The 16,834-nt window shown below is 58.1% G+C and carries 10 protein-coding genes and 2 pseudogenes; 3 read left to right on the plus strand and 9 right to left on the minus strand.

Going from position 1 to position 16,834, the window contains the following annotated elements; genetic code table 11:
- Positions 1–856 precede the first annotated feature (856 nt).
- Together BXE_RS38290 and BXE_RS38295 are read right to left on the minus strand one after the other, a co-directional pair.
- Positions 857–1,999 carry a porin gene (locus tag BXE_RS38290; protein WP_011493503.1) on the minus strand — a complete coding sequence of 381 codons (1,143 nt, stop codon included), beginning with the start codon at positions 1,997–1,999 and terminating at the stop codon, positions 857–859.
- A 123-nt stretch (positions 2,000–2,122) separates the two neighbouring features.
- Positions 2,123–3,415 carry an MFS transporter gene (locus BXE_RS38295; protein WP_040123557.1) on the minus strand — a complete coding sequence of 431 codons (1,293 nt, stop codon included), beginning with the start codon at positions 3,413–3,415 and terminating at the stop codon, positions 2,123–2,125.
- Between the two features lie 343 nt (positions 3,416–3,758).
- On the opposite strand from BXE_RS38295, the pseudogene BXE_RS47540 reads away from it, so the two are divergent.
- Positions 3,759–3,976, plus strand: a pseudogene (locus BXE_RS47540) (IS5/IS1182 family transposase); the annotation flags it as partial.
- Between the two features lie 306 nt (positions 3,977–4,282).
- Here BXE_RS47540 and BXE_RS38300 read toward each other — a convergent pair.
- From BXE_RS38300 to BXE_RS44945, 4 genes are all read right to left on the minus strand, one after another.
- A complete protein-coding gene (locus BXE_RS38300; RefSeq protein ID WP_011493505.1) occupies positions 4,283–5,065 on the minus strand; it encodes an enoyl-CoA hydratase/isomerase family protein in 783 nt (260 codons plus the stop codon).
- Positions 5,066–5,196: 131 nt separating this feature from the next.
- The gene (locus tag BXE_RS38305) at positions 5,197–6,045 is read right to left on the minus strand and encodes a 3-hydroxybutyryl-CoA dehydrogenase (protein WP_040123556.1); all 849 of its coding nucleotides are present in this window, start codon (positions 6,043–6,045) and stop codon (positions 5,197–5,199) included.
- The gene (locus tag BXE_RS38310) at positions 6,042–7,307 is read right to left on the minus strand and encodes an acetyl-CoA C-acyltransferase family protein (protein WP_011493507.1); all 1,266 of its coding nucleotides are present in this window, start codon (positions 7,305–7,307) and stop codon (positions 6,042–6,044) included. The genes BXE_RS38305 and BXE_RS38310 overlap by 4 nt, the downstream gene beginning before the upstream one ends.
- An 18-nt stretch (positions 7,308–7,325) precedes the next feature.
- Entirely contained in the window at positions 7,326–7,925 is a 600-nt protein-coding gene (locus tag BXE_RS44945; RefSeq protein WP_011493508.1) for a DUF2889 domain-containing protein, read from the minus strand.
- Positions 7,926–9,058: 1,133 nt separating this feature from the next.
- Here BXE_RS44945 and BXE_RS38315 point away from each other — a divergent pair.
- Positions 9,059–10,702, plus strand: a complete 1,644-nt coding sequence (locus BXE_RS38315) for a flavin-containing monooxygenase (protein WP_011493512.1) — start codon at positions 9,059–9,061, stop codon at positions 10,700–10,702.
- Between the two features lie 12 nt (positions 10,703–10,714).
- On the opposite strand, the pseudogene BXE_RS38320 reads toward BXE_RS38315, so the two are convergent.
- The 3 genes and pseudogenes from BXE_RS38320 to BXE_RS38330 form a co-directional block, all read right to left on the minus strand.
- Positions 10,715–11,614 (minus strand): annotated as a pseudogene (locus tag BXE_RS38320) (IS256 family transposase); the annotation flags it as partial.
- A gap of 304 nt (positions 11,615–11,918) precedes the next feature.
- Positions 11,919–14,318 (minus strand): hypothetical protein, encoded by a 2,400-nt coding sequence (locus tag BXE_RS38325; protein ID WP_011493513.1) that lies wholly within the window; start codon positions 14,316–14,318, stop codon positions 11,919–11,921.
- A gap of 40 nt (positions 14,319–14,358) precedes the next feature.
- Entirely contained in the window at positions 14,359–15,795 is a 1,437-nt protein-coding gene (locus tag BXE_RS38330; protein ID WP_233518920.1) for an SLC13 family permease, read from the minus strand.
- Between the two features lie 293 nt (positions 15,796–16,088).
- Between BXE_RS38330 and BXE_RS38335 the strand changes: the two genes are divergently transcribed.
- The gene (locus tag BXE_RS38335) at positions 16,089–16,820 is read left to right on the plus strand and encodes a GntR family transcriptional regulator (RefSeq protein ID WP_011493515.1); all 732 of its coding nucleotides are present in this window, start codon (positions 16,089–16,091) and stop codon (positions 16,818–16,820) included.
- The last annotated feature ends 14 nt before the right edge of the window (positions 16,821–16,834 follow it).

Here is a 16,834-nt window from a genome sequence, read left to right on the forward strand (position 1 = left end):
GGCGTGTGCTTGCCGCTTCGATCAGCGGTTCCTGGTAGCGAGGCATTTGTGCAAGCGCCACCGGCGAGGCCCTCGCAGAACGGGACGTGAGGCTCGCACCTCATCCGGCTCCAGTTACCCAACCTCTCACCGAGCGTACGCCGGTGAACGAACAACCGCGGCGCGAGCTCCATCATCTTGTTGAACTTCCGACTTCTCCGGATGCGTCGTCAGCTCACATTCCTCCGGCCGTAATGCAATAAACCGCATTACCGCTTCAGCCTGCGCCTGGGGGCAGCGCACCACCGCATCGTCGGCGTAGCGCGCGAACGGACATTGTGGATTCGTCCGCTTCATCCCGCTACCGAACGCATAATGCATGAGCTGATTCAGCGGGATCGGACCGACCACGCGATCCCGTGCAACCCCTCGCGTCCGGGACAGATTCGTCCCGTCCACCATCTCGAACGGCGCAGGGAGGGTAGTGTGCCCCCGGTTTGAAAGGCGTTTTGATGCGTCATCGGTGGTTCACTTGCGCGTTCGTCTCTCTAACCCGTACATGACGTGTTTAATCACGCCTTTTAATCGTAACGTTCGCCACCGCCGCGTTTCCGACTGAGGCAGCTCACGGCTGTTTGGAGTCAGCGCTTGCGCGCCGACTCCAAAGGGCTTTCCATCTCAGGTAAAGCAGCATCGTGTCCCAGAGAATGCAGACACGGTCGTGGCACGCCACCGCCGAGCTTTTTGAACGCAGCAGCACCGGTGGTTTGAAGCCTGCCCCTGCAGGCCGACTTCGGGTGCCCGCTCCCATCCTTGATACGGCATCACCGGCTTTCACCCGTGTTAGTGACACAAGCTACGACCGTATAAGCGGCATTTAGAACCTATGCATGATGCCGATGCGCGTGACAAGCTGTTTGTCAGTCGTAGACGCTGTTCCCACTATCCCTTCGGCAATATCGGCCACCTTCGCATCTCCTGCCGCCTTTTCGAAATCGGCGGCGGCATAGATGGTCGTCGTCTTGGAGAGCGAATATTTTGCGCCCACACCAACCTGATGATATCTGGGCGACTGGCCCGAATAATTTACTTTTCCATCTGAGAACGTGTATCTCGCTCCTGCGCTAAACGCTGGCGTGATCGCGACACTTACCCACGCCTCGTAGTTATTGAAGATTACGGAACTAGTAGTTCCATTGGCATTGTCAAACTTCGCCTGGCTGAAGTTAAGCCCAATAGTAGTAGAACTAATTAAGTAATTCACGCCAAAACCGAAGACCTGCGCGTTCGATGGGTTGCCTACGTAGCTGAACGATCCAGTGGCACCGATTGCACTTTCCGTAGTATTCGGTAGAAAGTCGCCTCCCGGTAAAAGCACCGCGGGATTCTTCGCAAAGAAATACGCCGCGCCAAGGTACAGGGTACTGTTTGTGTAATTCGCCCCTACGCTCCACATCCCTGTCGTCCCAACGCTAGGCTCGTTCGAGTTCGTAAAAGCATACAGGCCTGTAAACGAAAAGCCATGGAGATTCGGACTGGTATACTTGACCGAGTTGTTTACCCGAAACGAATTGCCGCCGTTGTCGATGTCGCCAGCATGATAAAAAATGCCGCCGTAGTAGTGCGTGAAAGTCAATGGTCCGAAATCGTCGACGACTGCATCATACTGGCGACCCATAGTCAAAGTCCCAAAACGGTCACTTGCAAAACCAACGTAGGCCTGACGGCCAAACTCTCCGCCTCCCGCCCCGAGTTTGCCGTTGATCTCATTGAATCCGTTCTCCAGTCTGAAGATAGCCTTATAGCCGCCCCCAAGGTCCTCGGTTCCTAATAATCCCCAGCGGCTGCCCGCAAGTCCCGTGTACCCACCGTCCTGCATTTGGAACAATTTTCCGCCTCCGCTGTTATTAACATAATCGATACCGGTATCGATCAGGCCATACAAGGTCACACTAGCCTGCGCATGCGCAGCGCTCGACATCGCGCTTGCTACTCCTAGAGCCAACATCGCCTTTTTCATTGCCTCGTCTCCTGTACAAAAATTTTTTATTAATGTGAAAATGCGGCGCCAGCGCGGATACTGGGATCCGTGTCTTTGGCCGATAAAACAAATGTCCGCCTGCCAGACCAGAAGCGAACGGTTTTAATTAGCCAGAACGTCGAGGTGAGGCTTGCCTTTCACAAAGGCTAGTGCGATAAGACTAATAGCCGCACATCCGATCGTGTAGTACGCGGCGGCCAATGGATCGCCGGTGACACGAGCGAGGAAGGTGATAATGAAAGGAGCCGTGCCACCAAAGACCGCCACCGAGACTGCATAAATCACCGAGACCCCCGTTGCGCGATTGCGCGTACGGAATCGTTCGGACAACAGCGCCGGCATCGGACCTCCCAGGACCCCGATGAGCACGCCAGCGATTGCCAACGATAGGAGACTTAGCCCAAATCCTGCGCCCAGCAGCGCGTAAAGCGGATAGGACAAGAAAAAAACGCCGGCCGTGCCCGCAAGCAGCACCTGTTTTCGACCCACCCTGTCAGAGAGAGCGCCGAAGAACGGCATGGTCAGCGCGCCGATCAGGCCGGTTACCAGAGCAAGGAAATATGAGCTTCGGAAAGACATGCCATAGATGTGGGACAGGAACGAGGGCATGCCGACCATAAATGTGTTACCGGTGGCGTTCCAGACAACCACGATTCCCAAGGTTGCGAGCAGATGCACCAACGGACGGCCTGGGACCGCAGGCGTCGCGATAACTTCGTCAGGATTGGATTTCTCCAAGGTCGTGCTGACCTTCTTGAAGTTCGGCGTTTCGTCGATGTTCAGCCGCAAGTACAAGATGACGAGACCCAACGGAGCTGCCAGCAGGAAGCCGAGCCTCCATCCCCACGCATGCAGTATCTGGTCAGAGAATACGGTAGCCAGCAAGGTTGCCATGCCACCGCCGACCACATAACCCAGTGTGGTTCCGAGGAACGACCATGAACCGTACAATCCTCGTTTCCCTTCCGGTGCTGATTCAACCATTAGGGACACCGCTCCACCCATCTCTCCGCCAGAAGAAAGGCCTTGGGCAATCCTCAGCACGGTGAGAAGGATCGGCGCCCAGATCCCGATCTGGGAATAGGTCGGCAGTAGTCCAATGCACGTGGTCGCCACGGTCATGAGGCTGATGATCAATATGAGAATTGGTCGGCGACCGACCCGGTCGGTCAACCGCCCAAAGACCAGTGCTCCGACCGGTCGCAGGAAGAATCCTAGTGCGAAGATTGAAAACGTCGCCAGGAGATTCGCTGCCGGATCAGAGTTGTGAAAAAATAAGGGGGCGACAATCGGAACCATATAGGCATAGATCGCGAATTCGTACCACTCCAATAAATTTCCGAGCGAGCCCCCAATGAGAGCGTGACGCGACGCCCTGATATCGATGACTCTCATCGGACTTTCCTGTTTTAACGTCATAGTCTCCGCCATAGTTTTCATCCTCTTTTAACTGTCGATTGATCTTTGTCTAGCGTCAGTCGCTTCCAAAACGCTTCTTACCATTTGCATACTCAACTGAGGAAGCGACGAGTCACTATCGACACCTCGGACGACATTGACACAACCACTTCCTGTGCGCCCGACTGGCCACCAAGAGATTGTCCGATGATGGTTTTTCTGTCAACGAATTTGTTGATAGGTTAACCACTTAGGAGCTTTAGCCAACTGATGCCTGAGGGTTGTTTACTTCTCGGTCGCGCCTGTCAACCTGATTGTTATTTCGACAACGAAAAGGACATTGGCCAGACCCATACTCGACAACGAGCTCCAGGACACTCACCGAACCGTTTTTCCGCCGCCCAAACCTCAGCGCTCGCGGCAGCCGGGGTTCAAGCCGTTTGACAATCGCGCGATGCTGACTGGCATCCTGTTCGTTCTCAGACTGGTCTGTGCTGGGGTCTGCTATTGCGGGGAATGAGCTGCTGGCACCCCCTGCGCGAGTGGCAGGCACCCGGCTGCCGCAATCGACCGACTCGTCCATCATTCGACGATCTTCAGGATGAGTGGCGAAAGCTACCGCCGCCGCGCCGTCAGCGACAAACAGAACAGCGGGCGCCGACGATCACCGGCGACCATCGCGAACAAGGGGCGATAACCATGACTGGATACGCGTTGTCCCAGGATTTTTGGGCGCCAAGCGGTGCTGGTGTCTTATCGGAGCGAGATCGCGATAATCGGCGATTTGGATATTGGGCGATCATCGTCCGCCTCGATCAATACTCTCCCGGGTATTCGGAGGCGACCGGCTGTTCACGCACGGCTTCACGTGCCATTAAAGCTGGGGGACCGGCGCTGAAAAAAGGCATGGATTGCCTCAGCGAAGTCACGGGTACCTGCACTGGCTTCAAACGATTCCTGCTCCAGATCGAGTTGCTGGGCGAAACTGTGCTCAAAGGAACCCCGCAGGAGTTGCTTCATGCGGCCGTATGCCAATGTCGGGCCCTGAGCCAGATGACGAGCCAGTGCCCGCGTGGCGGCTTCGAGTTCGGAACTTTCCACTACGCGGTTGACCAGACCGATCATTAGCGCTTCCTGGGCGCCGATTGGCTCGCCAATCAGGGCGATCTGTAGCGCCCGGCGAAGTCCTACAAGCCGAGGTAAAGCCCATGAACCACCAAGATCGCAATTGGTTGCCACATTGGTGTAGGCGAGGTTAAAGCGAACGTTGTCAGCAGCGATAGCCAGGTCACAGTTCAAAGCGAGGCTCATACTTCCGCCGGCGACGTTTCCGTGCAGACTCGCGATAGTCGGTGCGTCAAGCGCGGCCAGCAACTTCAGACCACGATGCAACGGCTCAATAAGGCGAGAAGCGTGGGATGGCGCATCGCCGCTCCGGAAACCCTGGAGGTCACCGCCAACACCGAAGGAGCGACCTTCGCCGCGTATCACGACGACTCGCGTGCTCGGGTCATCAGCAATTGACCGACAGGCGGCCTCAAAAGCCACAGCGGTCGCAAGGTCCAGTGCATTGATCTGTTCAGGGCGGTTGAACACGACGGTGACGATGGATCCTTCGCGTTGAAGTACGAGAGGGGAATCGGACATTGTCTTCCTTCCTGGAGAGATGGAATTGGCAACCGCGAGCGAGATGACAATCGTGACCGGATTCAGGTGGTGCAGCGGATGGCCGTTCCTGCCGGACCCCGGGGTCGAAAATACCTACCTGTTCTTCATTGCTAGTAGCTGTAGAACCCATGTCCACTCTTGCGCCCGAGCCGTCCGGCGTCGACCATCTCTTTTAGCAGGGGGGCAGGGCGATACTTCGAATCGCGGAAACCGTCGTGGAGAACTTCCATTACGGCGAGCAGCGTATCCAGTCCAATCAGGTCAGCAAGAGCAAGCGGCCCAATCGGGTGATTGCATCCAAGCCTCATGCCCAGGTCAATGTCGTCCGCGGTTGCCAGACGCTCCTGAAGCACAAAGATGGCCTCGTTGATCATCGGTACGAGAATGCGGTTTACCGTAAATCCGGGATGGTTGCGTACTGTCACGGGCGTTTTTCCGATAACTTCCGCAAAGCCAATCGCGAATGCGTGTGTTTCATCCGATGTCTGAAGACCCCGAATTACTTCGACAAGTGGCATCACCGGCACCGGATTGAAGAAATGGAGCCCGACGAATCGCTCGGGCCGATCGAGCACGGCAGCAAGCTGGGTAATCGATATTGATGAAGTGTTGGTAGAGACGACGCCTGAGCCGCTGATGATGCCGTCGATCTGCCGAAGAATACGCAGCTTGAGCGGCAGGTTCTCGGTCGCTGCCTCGATGACCAGATCCGCGCCGGCTAACGCGTCATAGTCGACTGTGCCCGAGACACGAGCCAATGCAGCCTGCTTTTCTACCTCAGATAGTCTTTCTTTCCTGACGAGCGCGTCAAGGCTCGTGTCGATAGCGCGCAACCCGCGCTCGATGGCGGTTTCTGAAACATCGATCATTGAAACAGGAAGGCCTGCTATGGCGCAAACCTGAGCGATTCCATTGCCCATCGTGCCTGCACCAACGACGCCAATGCGTTTAATTTTCATGGTCCCGTCCGTTCGAAGATTGCAGCAATGCCTTGCCCTCCGCCGATGCACATCGTGACGAGCGCATATTTGCCGCCCGTACGGTGTAACTCGAAGATTGCCTTGGTGGTGATGATCGCGCCGGTTGCACCTACCGGGTGGCCCAGCGAGATTCCGGAGCCGTTGGGATTGACCTTTTTCGGATCGAGATCGAGCGCCTGGGTGACTGCGCAGGCTTGGGCTGCAAACGCCTCGTTTGATTCGATGACGTCCAGTTGTCCGGTCGTAAGTCCTGCGCGCTGCAGGGCAAGATGGGTAGCAGGTATGGGGCCGAGCCCCATCAACCGCGGATCGACTCCCGCGTGCCCATAACTGACAAGCCTCGCCAGCGGCTTCAACCCATGGTCCTTTACTGCGTTACCGGTGGCGAGAACAACCGCGGCGGCTCCATCGTTGATGCCAGAGGAATTGCCAGCAGTGACCGTCCCGTCATGCTTAAAGGCTGGCTTCATCGTCGACAGTTGCTCGAATGTGGTCTCAGGGCGCACGTGCTCATCGTTGTCGAATATCACGATGCCTTTGCGCGAAGGTATTTCCACCGGGATGATCTGCGACCGGAAGTAACCTTCAGCGATTGCGTGCGCAGCGCGACGCTGGCTTTCCACAGCCAGTACGTCCTGCATCTCGCGGGTAATGGCTTCCCGCTCGGCCACGTTCTCGGCGGTAACGCCCATGTGAATACGGTGCAACGGGTCATGCAGGATACCAAGCATATAGTCTGCGGCCTGCACGTCACCCGTTCTGGCTCCCCATCGCAGGGCCGGCAGCAGATAGGGGCCCCGGCTCATTGATTCGGCTCCAGCACCAATTGCAACCTGTGCGTCGCCGAGAAGGAGAGACTGTGCTGCCAGGATGATCGCCTGCAACCCCGACCCGCACAGGCGGTTGACATTTAACGCGGGCGTTTGCGCTGGAATACCGGCTTCCAGGGCGGCGATTCTCGACAGATAGGCGTCGCGCGGTTCCGTCGGAATTACGTTGCCGAGCACGATGTGATCCACGTGTGACGGGGCGATGCCGCTGCGCTCGAGCGTGCCGCGAACGGCAAGGATCGCGAGTTGCGCAAGCGGCACGTCCTTCAGTGAGCCGCCAAAGGTGCCAATTGCGGTACGTGCTGCAGCAACGACGAAGATGTCTGTATTACCAGTCACTGAAAATTCTCGCTCTGGGGTTGGCGTTTGAACAAGCGGTCGCTCAAATGAAGTCAAGGGCGACCGCCCCATGTTTCGCGCGGCTAGCAGCTACCGGGGAGGACACTCGCGCCCCGAAGTGTCATTGCTGCTGCGTGCGAATTCGGGGTAAAGCTGGGCGACTACCGGACCATCAAAAGCCCATGTCAGGCAGGTACCAAGATGTGATGGCGGTCGTCCGTCCAGTGACTGGAATACGTCCCCGTGTTGTTGGGCATGCCAAATGGGGATAGTCTGGTAGGCGACCGTGGCGACCTGAATCAGCAGGTCCCGAATGTGGGTACATCCTTTTACGGCGCCGATGTCATCTTCGACGCGCTTGCGCCATCCGCGACCCAAGGTTGCGCCCTCGAGGTTGGCAAGAGACGCCAGCGCGCCTGGGCACGTGTGGTAGGGAACGGCATTCATCGATGCGCTCACGGATTTAATTATGCAGTCGTCGTTCACCGTTACGCGCACGCATATGTCGTGTATCGGCTGGCCGGGAGGAATCTGTCCTTTTTCCGCCGACACTGAACTGTACGCGCGTTCATCGGTCATCCGGGCTTCGAGATCCCATAGACCATCTTTCCGATGAAATCCGCTCAGATGAACTTTGCGTTCATGCAATAGCTCACGTTCAGCAGGCGCTGGTAGTCCGTTAGCAGTCACGAGTCTACTCCCCTGTGTGCCCGGGATTCGCGACCGAAGGAGTCGTGTCCGGAGGCCAGCATTTGCCGGTGCGCATCGTGCATCGAATCGGCATACGCCGCGAAGGAACAAAGTGGGTTTCCGCTCTCGTTGGCGCGGTGCACGCTGCAGGCAGCCAGCGAAATCACGCTTTCCCGTACGCGTATTCGACGCTCGACGATGCCGTCGCCTGTCAGGGATACAGTGTCACTTGTTCCCATCACCGTGTCTCCGATGTAGATAGCCTGTTGTGAGATCGAGGCTGGCAGTTCGCTACGCGTTAATCGTGTCAGCGCTACGACACGGCCGCGCGTGGACATGAGTGTGTCAATGCAGCTTGTGTATTACGTCAGGCACAAGCGATTAATAGCGTTCGCTCCGCAATCAGGTTAACTATCGAACATCTCGTGCGATGTGTCAACATATTAGTTGACTACATTCGCCACGGTTTTTCATCGCAACGCTTTATGCGAGTTGGAGCGTTGCACTTCACCTTTGAAGACGGCCCGCAAAATGTGCTTCTGTGTGTCGGGAGCACGTTGAAAGATATTTCCTCGAGTGCCTATCTTTGCCGAAACCACCAATTTTTCATAGGCGGCAGATTGTCAACATGTATGTTGACAAAAGACGTGGAGAAGCTAGAATCAATGATAATGTTGAAGATGGGTCTGGGATGAATTCGCGCAATCCAGCGGTCCGGTGCCTGGTGAACGACGCAAGCATTAGCCGACTGCTTTGCGACTACGCGTACCACCTCGACATGAGCCATGCGGCGAACTCGAGGATCTGTTTGTCGACGACGGCGAGGTCGTCAATGGTTCGAACTTCGGGGCAAGCTGGCGCGGCCTACGTGGAGACACTGAAGGGGCGGTTAGTGCTTCGTGGCCAGGCTTTACGAAGCTTCTCCGTTAGCTGCACAGGCTGCCAGGGACACGGTTGGTTCGCGCGCTGATATGCCACTGGAGATCGCGCTGAGAACACGCTGCGAGTCAATCGAAGCGTATGTATTTGCCGCTGATCGGCAAGAGGGCTGGAAGGCCTTTGCGGAAAAGCACAAACGAAGTGACAAGGTCGATAGATAGACGGCAACGTGCACGTGAGGGAGTAAAAAAATCATGCTAAAAAAAATTGAAACGAAGACTTTCGACGTTGTGGTCGTGGGTGCAGGCATCACGGGTATCTACCAGGTCTATGTGTTGCGTAACATGGGCTTTACAGTGCAGGGCTACGAGGGTGGCGAGGACGTGGGCGGCACCTGGTACTGGAACCGCTATCCGGGCTGCAGGCTGGACACGGAAAGCTATGCGTACGGTTATTTCGCGTTGACCGGGATCATTCCCGAATGGAAATGGAGCGAGCGTTTCGCGGGGCAGCCGGAAATGCTGCGTTACGTTAACCACGCGGCCGACAGGATGGACGTGCGGCGCAGCTACCAGTTCAGCACGCGGGTCGTACGCGCAGACTGGAACGATTCCACGAACATGTGGGATCTTGAGCTGAGCGACCAGGGTCGGGTTTCGTGCCGCTATCTGATTTCCGCCGTGGGTCCGCTGTCGGCGACCCGCATGCCCAATATTGCGGGTATCGAGCGTTTCGAGGGAGAGTCGTTTCATACGTCGAGATGGCCGCGCGACCCGGATGATCCTCGCGGCGCCAGGAAAATCGATTTCGCAGGCAAGCGTGTTGGGGTTATCGGCACAGGTGCTACCGGGGTACAGATTATTCCCATTGTCGCTCGTACGGCGGCCGAACTGTTTGTCTTCCAGCGTTCGCCGAACTGGTGCACGCCGCTCGGCAACCATCCGATCTCAGATCAGGAGATGGAGAAGCTGCAGGCTGCGTATGAGGAGATTCTCGCCTTCGTGAAGTCCACCCCTACCGCGTTTCCGTATAACAGGCATCCAAAGAAGGCCAGTGAAACCACGGCCGAGGAACGGCAGGCGCTGTTCGAATCGTTATACAGCATGCCCGGCTACGGTATCTGGTTGTCGGGTTACCGCGACGTGCTGTTGTCCAGAACATCGAATGGCTATCTGGCAGAGTTCATTGCAGGCAAGATCAGGCAGCGCGTGAAGGATCCGGTGATCGCCGGCAAACTGATTCCCCGGGATCATCCATTTGGCACCAAACGCGTGCCGATGGAGACGAACTACTACGAAACCTATAACCGGCCGAACGTACATCTGGTCGATGTGCGCGAGACACCTATCACGTGTGTCACGCCTCGCGGCCTTCAGGTCGGCAGCAAGCATTACGATCTGGACATCATCATTTATGCAACGGGCTTTGATGCAGTGACGGGCTCCTTCGACCAGATCGATATCCGGGGAAAGGACGGCTTGTCGCTCAAGGAGACATGGCAGGACGGTCCGTTGACCTACCTGGGCCTGCAGACGCGAGGATTCCCGAACTTCTTCACCCTTGTGGGGCCGCACAATGGGGCCACGTTCTGCAATGTCGGGGTGTGTGGCGCCTTGCAGGTCGAATGGGTAAGCGAGATGCTGGGCTATATGCGTGAGCACGATCTGACATACTCCGAAGCGAGTCATGTGGCGCAGGAGGACTGGACCCGGCAGGTATACGAGGATTTCTCCAGGACGCTGCTGACCGAAGCCGATGCCTGGTGGATCAAGGTAAAGGTTCATCCTGACGGCACGCGCGAGCGTCGCGCACTGGTGCATGTGTCGGGGGGGCCGGAATATCGCGAGATCTGTGACGAGGTGGCCGCTGACGGTTACGCGGGTTTCGAACTACACTGACATGGTGACCGCACCCCACGCTCCGGCGTCGAACGCATCCAGTGCCGCGGCGGCGGCTTCGGCCGTCGGCGCACGGTAGACCTCCTTGAGTGCGGTGGCAGCCGCCTTGCGATCTTTCCAGCTCACGAAGTCCAGCGAATTGCGAATCAGATGGACGATACAGGTCTGGACCGTCGTTTCAGGAAACACCGCGTTAATCGCCTCAGGAAAGCCCTTCAAGCCGTCGACCACGGCAATCAGGATGTCCTGCACGCCGCGCAGCTTCAGGTCGTTGACCACCCGTAGCCAGAACCTGGCGCCCTCGGTCTACTCGATCCACAGGCCCAGCACGTCGCGCGTGCCGTCGCGGCGCACGCCCAGCGCCAGATAGATCGCCTTGTTGCGCACCACGCCTTCGTCACGGATCTTCACGCGCAGCGCATCGAAGAACACCACCGGATACATGGCCTCCAGCGGCCGCTGCTGCCATTCGCGCACTTCATCGATTACCGCGTCGGTCACCGTGCTCACGAAGTCCGGCGATACTTCAATGCCGTACCTCTCAAGCAGGAAACCCTGAATCTCCCGCACGCTCAGGCCGCGCGCGTACATCGCAATGATCTTGTCGTCGAATCCGGTGAAGCGCCGCTCGCCTTTGGCGATCAGTATCGGGTCGAACGTGCCTTCGCGGTCGCGCGGGATCGCGACGTCGAATGTGTCGTCATCGGTCGTGAGGTGCTTGCGGCTTATGCCGTTGCGGTGGTTCGTGGTGCTCGCCGGTTTGGCTTCGCCCTTCTCATAGCCCAGGTGATGGGTCAGCTCGCCGCCCAGGGCGCGCTCGAAGATCGCCTTCGTGAGCGCTGCGAGTTGCTCGTTAATGGTCGCCCGGTCCAGCGTCCCGGGTACCAGTTGCTTGATCAGCTCCGGGTCCAGGTCAAGCCCTTGCCCGGTTCTACCGTTGTTTCTTCTTTGCGTTTGCGTGGCATAAAGCGGCTCCTTGGCTGTCAGTTTATGCCTCACACACAGGAAATCAGATAGGCTCCAATTGGGATAACGCCTATCCGTGTATTGCGCCACGATGTGTTTACGCGTGTTATGCCTCTGCCTGCGATGGCAGCTTTGCCCAACTGCCGCACCTCCGTTCCCCCGCGACCCTTGCTTCAGCAGATCAACCTCAACGCTCTGAACATTAAACCCGCTGTTGCGCTTCACCCTTGCAACCGCCTCTTTAATCGATTCAATCAAACGTAATAAACTGCGCCGACGTCCACACCTTGCTGTCGTCTCGCTGACGCCCGAACACATATACCGGTCGGAAGCCGAAGGCAGCGTTCTGAGCCGACACGTCGAAACTTCCCGATAAGTCCACCGGCAGCGGCTTGTCCGTCAAACGCTCGACAGCAAGAAACAATTCCGTGCCGCCGAGTTCATGCCGTGCGGTGCCTTGGGCAAGCAGGTCGGCGCCGCTGATTTCCCAATGAAACATTGGCGAGTGAACGAACGGATTACCCTTCAACGGATCGCCAACCTTCACGAAGCCGTCGATCGTGCCTTCGATCACGATTCGCGCGCGCGCCAGATTGCTCACGTCGATCTCGATGTTGTCGGCATCGCCGTAGGTGTCACTGCTGAACTCGATATCGGTTGCTCCGGTTCGCCAGGCCGCCTCTTCGATATGTTCGAAACCGCCGGCCCCGAAGTTGTTGATCGTACCGTTGATGATCCGAATCCGGCCGCGCCACGCCGCCCACCGGTAACGATCGCGAATCCGCGCTCCGCCCCATCGGACGCGAATCAGGCGCTCGGCATAGCCGAGTTCCTCGTGCAGATTGCGCTCCACCAGCAGGCCGTCGTGATCGAATGCGGCGACATACTCCCATCCCGCGCGTCCCAGCAGGCGATAGTCGAGCGTCGCGGGACCGCTATGATTGAACTCATCACCTTGCTGATATTCGCCGCAGCGCACCAGCGCCGCGCTGTGCTCGCCCGTTGTCGCCCAGGTGTGGCGGGCACGTAGTGCACGTCCGACTGAGTGCCGGTCGAGTGAATCGGACAGCACGCCGGTGAGCCCGCCATGTACGCCGAATACACTGACGCCAGGTGCGCCACCGCCCGGACGGCCGCGATGTTCATCGCCACTCGCCGCGACTCCGAGTTTATAGCCGCGCGAGATAACGTCGCGATACAGCCAGTCGAAATGGCCCCAGGTCGACGCGATTTCCACGAGCCGTTCAAGTTCAGGATGGTGCCAGTCAGGAATATAACGACGGCCACCGACGTGCGGCATTACCAGATGGTTCGCCGCGTCATCGACATACGCGTCCCATAGTTCGTCGACCGGCCAGCGCCCGAGGTCCACGGCCGTGCCTTTCATGTCCTCGTTCCAAACCAGCGTGCGGTTATGTTCGCCGCGTGCGTTGTACGGAAAACCGGGGCGTTCGTCCCCAAGGAAGACCACGTTGTGGTCACCGCCCGCCGTCGAACTGCCGCACCACTCCTGCACCGGATAGACGACGAAGCGGCCCGCTTGGTTGAATTGCTCCGCAGTTTCGATGCCGAGTTGCCAGTTTGCGTCGGTGATCTGAAAGTCGTTGGCGGTGTAACCCAGCACGTCGATGCCGCCGATGTCGCGCGCATACGCAGCGTTGTAGGCAGGACTGTTGGTGCCGACGGTATCGTGCGCATGCACATGCAGGTCGGCGTAAAGCGAGCGTGCAACGGGCAGCGTGGCGTCTACTGTCAGGAAGACCTCGGCCGCGCGCACGTCGCCCTTCGACGGCACGTCAGCCACGATGCGCAGTGTCCCTGACGCGGTTGGCAGATCGTCCAGCGCGACGGTAGCCCATGCATCTCGCGGCAACGCAAGCTCGCGCTCGTAGACGATTTCGCTGCGCTCGTCATAAGCGCGCACCCGCACACCGCCGTCGATATCCTTGCATGCGTTACTCCAGCGGTCCTGCAGCGACACACGGAACGGCGCACGCTGGCCGGGTTGCACAAAGCGCGGCCCATTGAGCAACACCTGTGACGGCGCCCCGGCGTGAATGTCAATCACAATATCGCCCGGCACCGCGACGAAACGCGACGTACCCAACGGATCGATGTAGAACCGGAAGCGGAACTGATCCTCGACGAAAGTTTGCACCCGTGTTCCCGGGCCGCGTCGCCGGTCCCCCAGGCGGATCACGATGTGGTCGCCAGCATTCAGGTAACCGTCGGCGACGTCTACGATGATTGCTTTCTGAAAAGGCCGCTCATGTCCCTTCTGGTCGAAGCGCACGTTCAACGACTGGACAGTCGCGGGGCTTTGCCCCGGCACGAGTGGCGCCGCATGATATTCGGCGCTGATGAAGTTGGCGGCGCTCGGGTCACTGGTCTGGAACAACGCCCAATCGGAATAGAACTTAAAAGTTGCCTTGAGCCAGGCGCCGTCCGCAACGCCGGATGCGCCAACCTCGTAGTCGAGCATGATCTCGCTCCAGCTTCCCGCTTCGAGACGGTTGACGTTGCATGTCACGCGGCCTGCGAACGGCAACGCCTTGTGCCGCTCATACAGGCCGCGCGGTGCGATGTGAGGTCCAAGCCGGCTACGTAATGCGGCAGCTTTCGCTTCGATGTTTTGATGATCTTCGTTCACTTCAGTTTCTCTCGATGAGTGTGCGCGAAGCGCAAACCGGTCAATGGGCAAACGGCCACGGTGCGGTGGGATTCCACAGCGGAATGCCCTGATACGCATACCACGGCGCCATCACGCAAATGCCGTAGACGATCGCTATCAGCACGGAGACGATGCCGACTTTCGCGTAGTCGGCGGTCGTGAATTGGCCGCTGCTATATGCAATAACCCCGGCTGTGATTTGAGTGGGCAACAGATACGCGAAGCTGTCCGTATCGCTGATGAGCATGGTGAAAGCGACCGGGTGCAAACCGAGTCGAGGCGCGAGCGCCAGCGCGATCGGCGCGATCATCGTCACGGCCGCGACGTTGGACAGCATGCCGATCCGGATCACGTGGGTGCCGATCATCACGATGGCGAGCGTCATCCACCAGACATATCCGTGCGCGACCGCGTAGATGTGATCGGCGGCCCATTGGGCGAGCCCGGAATCGCTGATCGCGGACGACAGCGACAACGCACCGCCCAGCAGAAACAGCGTGCCCCAAATGGTCCGCTCCTGAATGTCCTTCCAGCCGAAGCGCATCACGCCGGGAGCGAACATCAGCGCAAGCGCGATCAACGCGACGATTTCGGATTGCAGATGGTGAAGCGACTCGGTCGCCCACATTGCCCCTACGAAGGCGAATACCAGAAGTACCGTCAAATCCTGGCGCGCGACCGGCGGCAGTTTGCGGCGCTCTTCAATGATTGCCTGCCGCCCGCCCGGGACCGGTACACCACGCGACTTGAAGTAGCGCTGAACCCAGAATTGCGTCAGGACGAACATCCCCAGATACGGCCACTGCAACCGGAGCCACGAGAAGTAGGAGATCCGCAGGCCCAACTGCTTTTCGAGCAGGCCAGAGACAACCATGTTCGGTAGATGCGCCGTCAGAATGCACATGCCGCTGATCATCGAACCGTAGACGAGTGTCTGGATTACGATGGCCTTTCGGGCGTCACGCTCACGCGCGCTGTTACCGAACAAGCCGATGATGCCGTTGGTCACGGGCAGCAACGCGGCGGCCCGTGCATTGGCGGCGGGAACAACCAGTGACATCACGAAGTTGACAATAAACATCGCCCAGATGACGCCGTTCGCGGAACGTACCTTGAGTTTGTCGAGCAGTACCAGCGCAATACGGCGGTCGAGGCCAGCCGCCTGCATGATCGCGGAGAACAGGAACGCGGCGAGGCACAGGAAAACGACCGGTGCGGCAAAGCCGCTGGCAGCCTTGGGAAAAGGCGTTACTGCATGCGACAACACCAGCAGCATGGGTAGCAAGATACCGCTGATGCCGACGGGAATGGCTTCGCTGATCCATACGATCGCCACCCACGCGACTACGGCGAGCGTGGCTCTGCCTTGATGGGTCAATCCTTGTGGCGTGGGTAATACCCACGCGATCACGATGAAGCACAACCAGGCAAGGAGGAAGCCAGCTCGTGCCTTCAATAACGATCTCGCGGATTCGCAAAAGGGCTCCGGTAGGCGACTATCAGGTATCGTTGCCGGCTGGCTTCCCCGTGCGAGTGATGGAAGCTCCGATGTTTCATGTGTCAATTCAGGCTCCTGTGATCGGGCCCGACCGCAAACGCCAGGCCTCCGGCATGGCTCGCCGGAAAGTTGGCATAATACGTATTAATACAAGTTATGGTTCCAAGCAGTTTTCATATCGTTATACGGCTTGGTGGATAGACCGCTTTGCTGCTTTTGGGGGACTACGTCGTCGCCCGCAAGGAAAATGAATGAGTTTGATCCGCGAGAATGCCACATCACTGTACGATCAGATTGCCGCCACACTGCGCGACGAGATCGAACGGGGTGGCTATGAGCCTTCGGGGAAATTGCCGTCCGAAGCTGAGCTAAGCGAGCGCTTCGGCGTGAGTCGCGTGACAGTTCGGCTCGCGATTGGAAAGCTGGTTAGCGACAGCCTTGTCGAGCGCAAACAGGGTAAAGGCACGTTTGCAACAGGTAAGCGCTTTCGGCATCGGCTCGACGCGCTGCATGGGTTTTACGATTCTCTGGCTCGTCAGGGCGTCCATCCGCAGATGAAGCTCTTGCGGATGGACCAGGCAAAAAAGCTGCCGCCAGCGATGCACGGCGTTTTCGCGCCTTCCATCAAGACGGCCGTCTATCTGGAACGCCTTCATTCTGTGGACGACGACGTGGTCGCACTCGCGCAAACCTGGCTGTTGCCCGAAGCCGGGGAGATTTCTGAACGGCTGGCGCAGACAAGGCCGACCTACGAAATCCTGGAGTCGTTGCCTGGATGGCGTCTTGCCCGTGCTGACATGAGCATTACTGCGGTTCCGGCGTCTGGGGCTATTGCTATTCAACTGCAGGTTACGGAGCACACCCCACTACTCGTAATGAAACGCACCTCGCGGTTAAGCGATGGCCGGGTTTGCGAAGCCACGCTATTCCATATCAGGCCTGAGCGCTATGAGTTCACGGTAAGTAGCGTCACGCATGCTTGATCTGGTGACAGCAG

The organism is Paraburkholderia xenovorans LB400, assembly GCF_000013645.1.
Lineage (GTDB): Bacteria > Pseudomonadota > Gammaproteobacteria > Burkholderiales > Burkholderiaceae > Paraburkholderia > Paraburkholderia xenovorans.